This window comes from Kitasatospora sp. MBT66 (assembly GCF_000710405.2).
Taxonomy (GTDB): domain Bacteria; phylum Actinomycetota; class Actinomycetes; order Streptomycetales; family Streptomycetaceae; genus Kitasatospora; species Kitasatospora purpeofusca.
Genome location: NZ_JAIY01000012.1, coordinates 1 through 4,653 on the forward strand (window position 1 = coordinate 1; position 4,653 = coordinate 4,653).

Sequence of the window (4,653 nt, forward strand, 5' to 3'; positions counted from 1 at the left end):
GACGCCTGGAAGTTCACCCTGGCACGCCAAGCTTGACCCGCCCAGGTGGGACGTGCCGTTCGACCCGACTCCCGCCGCCTTCGCCCGTCCATCGAGAGGACCTCCCATGACGCAGGACCAGCCGGTCGCCGAAGCCGCAAGCGGCACGGCGGGCGCCGTACTGCCCGCGCCCCGCACCCCCTCCCCCCGTGAAGCACCGGCCCTGAACTGGGGAGTGATGGCACCGGGCGGGATCGCGGCCCACTTCACGGAGACCTTGCAGCAGCACACCGGGCAGAAGGTCGTGGCGGTCGGCTCGCGCGACGCCGCACGGGCCCGGGCGTTCGCCGACCGGTTCAACATCCCCTCGGCCCACGGTGGTTACGCCGAGCTCGTCGGCAACGACGAGGTGGACATCGTCTACGTCGCGTCGCCGCACTCGGCACACTTCGAGCACGCGATGCAGGCGATCGAGGCGGGCCGGCACGTGCTCGTGGAGAAGGCGTTCACCCGCAACGCCCGCGAGGCCGAGCAGTTGGTCGAAGCGGCCCGCGAGCGCGGGGTGTTCCTGATGGAGGCGATGTGGACGCGCTTCCTGCCGCACATCGACGTGGTCCGCCAGGTGCTCGGGTCCGGGCTGCTCGGCGAGGTGCACACCGTCACGGCCGACCACGGCCAGCGGATGGATCCCGACCCGGCGCACCGGATGTTCGCCCCCGAGCTGGCGGGCGGGGCCCTCCTCGACCTCGGCGTCTACCCGGTCTCCTTCGCCTCGATGGTGCTCGGGCCGTTCGCCTCGGTGACGGCGGTGGGCACCAAGGCCTTCACCGGTGTCGACGGGCAGGCCTCGATCGTCGTCACCACCGGGTCCGGCGCACACGGCGTGCTGAACACGACGCTCTTCGCCCGCACTCCGACCTCGGCGTCGATCTCGGGAACGCACGCCCGTCTGGAGATCGACGGCCCCTTCTACGGAGCCGCCGGTATCCGGCTCGTCGGCCGGGACAACGAGCTGCTCGACACCTTCGTCCCGCCGCGGCGCGACGGGGGCATGAGCTACCAGGCCGCCGAGGCGGCCCGGTGCATCGGTGCCGGGCGGCCGGAGTCCGACCTGATGCCGCTCGCCGAGACGCTGGACATCATGCGTGTCCTGGACGGCGTCCGTCGCGACCTGGGGGTCGTCTTCCCGGGAGAGTGAGCCCATCCCGGATTCGGTCGCGAACTCGCTCGCCCGATCCGTCGACGTTCACTTGTGTTGAATCACGAGGAGCCGCTCAGGCCGCCGGGAAGCGGTCGATGTTGCGCTCCACCCAGGTCCGCAGGTGGGCGAGCGGAGCGCAGGCGTCGCGGCCGAGCCCGGTCAGGCTGTACTCGACCCGCAGCGGGACCTCGGCGAAGACCTCGCGGTCCACCAGCCCGTGGTCCTCCAGCCGGCGCAGGGTCTGGGTGAGCACCTTGGGGCTGACGCCCTGCAGCCGCGCGCGCAGGGCACCGAAGCGCTGCGGGCCCTGCTCCAGCGCACCCAGGGCGAGGGCGCTCCACTTGTTGGCGAGCAGGTCGAGCAGATCGCGGCACGGACAGGCGGCGGCGTAGACGTCCTTCGGGGCATCGCAGTCGGCGGACGCCGCCGGGACCAGGGGCAGGGTCGCTTTCGTAGTCATATCGACATAGTACCCAAAAGGAACTAGTAGCCCTTGCGGGTTACCACTACCTGTTGCGTACCGTCCAGGTGACGGCCCCCGGGAGCCGGCGCCGGCCAGGTGCACCAGCCGTACCAGGGCCGTACCCGAGCCGCGCCCGCCCGCACCCAGGACCGGCACCAGGACGAGATCCCGCAACGAAGGACGCCGTGATGAGCAAGAACGAGATCCCCGCGACGATGCGCGCGGTCGCCTACCGCGCGAGCCTGCCCGTCGAGGACCCGGACAGCCTGCAGGACGTGGAGCTGCCGGTGCCGCAGCCCGGTCCGCGGGACCTGCTGGTCCGGGTGGAGGCGGTGGCGCTGAACCCGGTCGACCACAAGGTGCGCCAGAACGTCGATCCGCAGGGCGACTGGAAGGTGCTCGGCTGGGACGCCGCCGGCACGGTGGTCGCGGTGGGCTCCGCGGTCGAGCTGTTCGAGGTCGGGGACGAGGTCTACTACGCCGGGGCGATCGACCGCCCGGGCGCCAACGCCGAGTACCACGCCGTGGACGAGCGGATCGTCGGGCACAAGCCCGCCACGCTCTCCTTCGCCGAGGCCGCCGCGCTGCCGCTGACCGCGCTGACCGCCTGGGAGGGCCTGTTCGAACGGCTGGGGCAGGCCGCCGTCGCCCCCGACCGCAGCGGCACCCTGCTGGTGACCGCCGCCGCGGGCGGCGTCGGCGCGATGGTCTCCCAGCTGGCCCGCGCGCTGACCGGGCTGACCGTGGTCGGCACGGCCTCCCGTCCGGAGAGCGCCGACTTCGCCCGTCGGATGGGCGCCCACCACATCGTCGACCACCACGAGCCGCTGGCCGGGCAGTTGGCCGAGGTGGCACCGGACGGGGTGGACCTGGTGTTCAGCACGGTCGGCACCGACCGCAACCTCCCGGCGTACGCCGAGGCCCTGAAGCCCTTCGGAGCGATCGTGGCCATCGACGACTTCGACGCCCTGGACATCGGCGTGCTCAAGTCCAAGAGCATCTCGTTCCACTGGGAGTTCATGTACACCCGCTCCCTGCACCGCACCCCGGACCTGGACGCCCAGCACCGCATCCTGGACCGGGTGGCCCGCCTGGCCGACGACGGCGTGCTCACCAGCACCGCGACGACCGACCTCGGCCCGGTGAACGCCGCCAACCTCCGCGAGGCCCACCGCCGCCAGGAGTCCGGCACCACGATCGGCAAGACCACCCTCACCGGCTTCGCCCGATGAGCCCGCGCAACGGCAACCACCGCCGGTAGCGCGGACGGGGCCCGCACACGCGCCGGCCGCTTCTGCGGCGGGCCCACGAGGACACCCCGGCCGCCCCTGCCGTTGGTGGCGGGGGCAGCCGGGGTCCGGGGCGGGGTCACCGCACGGCCGACGGTGCGGTGACCCGGCGCGGCGCGGGCCGGTGGTGGTCGCCGTGCGCGGCGGCACGGCCCTGCCCGCTCAGCTGCCGGCGGCGATCCGGCCGTAGTCGATCCAGCCGGGGTTGTTCCGGCCGTCGCCGCCGTTGTTGAGGAAGGCGGTGGTCGGTCCGGTGGTGACGAGGTAGTCGGCGTGGCCGTCGGCGTCGATGTCCGCCAGCGCCACCGTGCTCTGGTCGGTGGTGAGGCCGGACGCCGTCCGTCCGTGGTCGCTCCAGCCGCCGTGGCCGTCACCGCCCTTGTTCAGGAACGTGGTGATCGATCCGTCGGGGTTGACCACGTTGTAGTCGGCGCGCCCGTCGCCGTCGAAGTCCGCCAGGCGCAGACGGCTGCGGTCGGTGGTGAGCCCGCCGGCGACCCGACCGTCGTCGACCCAGCCGCCGCGGCCGTCGCCGCCGCGGTTGAGGAAGACGTTCACGGCGCCGCTGTCGGCGACGGTGGTGTAGTCGGTGCGGCCGTCGCCGTCGAAGTCCGCGAACGTCACCTGGGAAGGATCGGCGGTGAGACCGGAGGCCACCTGGCCCAGGTCGCTCCAACCCCCGCGCCCGTCACCGCCCTTGTTCAGGAACACCCGCACCGAACCGTTCGCGTTGATCAGCAGGTAGTCCGCACGCCCGTCACCGTCGTAGTCCGCGAGGCGCACCCGGGCACGGTCGGAGGTCATCCCGGTGGAGACCTGGCCGAGGTCGTTCCAACCGCCGTGCCCGTCACCGCCCTTGTTCAGGAACACCCGCACCGAACCGTTGTCGTTCAGGACCACGTAGTCGGCGCGGCCGTCACCGTCGAAGTCCGCCCACCGCACCCGACCCGCCCCACCCGACTCCGTACCGGCGTGACGCGCGGCTGCCGGCACGGCCAGGCCGTCGGTGAAGGCACGGTCCAGGGCCTGGCCGAAGGTCTGCGCAATCCGCTGGTAGCCCAGGTCGTCGGGGTGCAGCCCGTCGGCCAGTTCGGCCGGCGTCAGCGCGGGCGCCGCGGTGTAGCGGACCTTGCGGCCCTGCGCCTGCTTCGTCTCGACGGCCCGGCTGAGCGCGGTGTTGTAGTCGGCCACCAGGGCGGTCAGGTTCGGCGTCGTCGGGATCAGACCCATGACCAGGACGCTCACCCCGGGACGACCGGCCAGGACGCGGTCGATCAGTGCCGAGGTACGGTCCGCGGCGTGGGCCTTGTCGGTGCCCCGGTCCAGATCGTTGATGCCGATGTGCAGCAGGACGACATCCGGCTGCGCGGCCTGCAGCCACCCGTCGACCCCGGCCGCGATGTCGTTGACCATGTACCCGCTGTGGCCCTCGTTGTCGGGGTCGGTGACCGCGCCGTTGTGGTTCGAGCCCACCAGGTCGACGGTGTAGCGGTTCTGCTGGGCCACCAGGTCGCCGAGCAGCCCGCGGTAGCCGGCGTCGGTGCTGCTCCGGTACCCGGCGGTGATCGAGTCGCCGAGCGGCATCACCCGCAGCAGCGGGGCCGGCACGGGCGCGGCGGCGGAGGCCGTGGGGGCGGTGGCCGCGACCGCCGCCACCGCGCTCGCGGCGGCCAGGGCGAGTGCGAGAGTGCGCTTCACAGGATTCCTTCTTCCTTGCTCAG

4 protein-coding genes are annotated in these 4,653 nt (G+C 72.6%); 2 read left to right on the forward strand and 2 right to left on the reverse strand.

What is annotated here, in order from left to right; translation table 11 throughout:
* Positions 1 to 106: 106 nt before the first annotated feature.
* A complete protein-coding gene (locus BI06_RS32445; protein ID WP_082558842.1) occupies positions 107 to 1,177 on the forward strand; it encodes a Gfo/Idh/MocA family protein in 1,071 nt (356 codons plus the stop codon).
* A 76-nt stretch (positions 1,178 to 1,253) separates the two neighbouring features.
* Here the strand turns inward: BI06_RS32445 and BI06_RS32450 are convergent, their stop codons facing one another.
* Positions 1,254 to 1,640 (reverse strand): helix-turn-helix domain-containing protein, encoded by a 387-nt coding sequence (locus BI06_RS32450; RefSeq protein ID WP_078880130.1) that lies wholly within the window; start codon positions 1,638 to 1,640, stop codon positions 1,254 to 1,256.
* A 191-nt stretch (positions 1,641 to 1,831) separates the two neighbouring features.
* Between BI06_RS32450 and BI06_RS32455 the strand changes: the two genes are divergently transcribed.
* Positions 1,832 to 2,875: a zinc-binding alcohol dehydrogenase family protein gene (locus tag BI06_RS32455; protein ID WP_043474339.1), complete on the forward strand. Its 1,044-nt coding sequence runs from the start codon at positions 1,832 to 1,834 to the stop codon at positions 2,873 to 2,875.
* 219 nt (positions 2,876 to 3,094) lie between these two features.
* On the opposite strand, the gene BI06_RS32460 is transcribed toward BI06_RS32455, so the two are convergent.
* Positions 3,095 to 4,630: an FG-GAP-like repeat-containing protein gene (locus BI06_RS32460; RefSeq protein ID WP_051742431.1), complete on the reverse strand. Its 1,536-nt coding sequence runs from the start codon at positions 4,628 to 4,630 to the stop codon at positions 3,095 to 3,097.
* Positions 4,631 to 4,653 lie beyond the last annotated feature (23 nt).

Excerpts from the sequence above, each read along its gene's own strand:
- BI06_RS32450 (WP_078880130.1), bottom strand. The coding sequence starts at position 1,640 with ATGACTACGAAAGCGACCCTGCCCCTGGTCCCGGCGGCGTCCGCCGAC.
- BI06_RS32445 (WP_082558842.1), top strand. The coding sequence starts at position 107 with ATGACGCAGGACCAGCCGGTCGCCGAAGCCGCAAGCGGCACGGCGGGC.
- BI06_RS32455 (WP_043474339.1), top strand. The coding sequence starts at position 1,832 with ATGAGCAAGAACGAGATCCCCGCGACGATGCGCGCGGTCGCCTACCGC.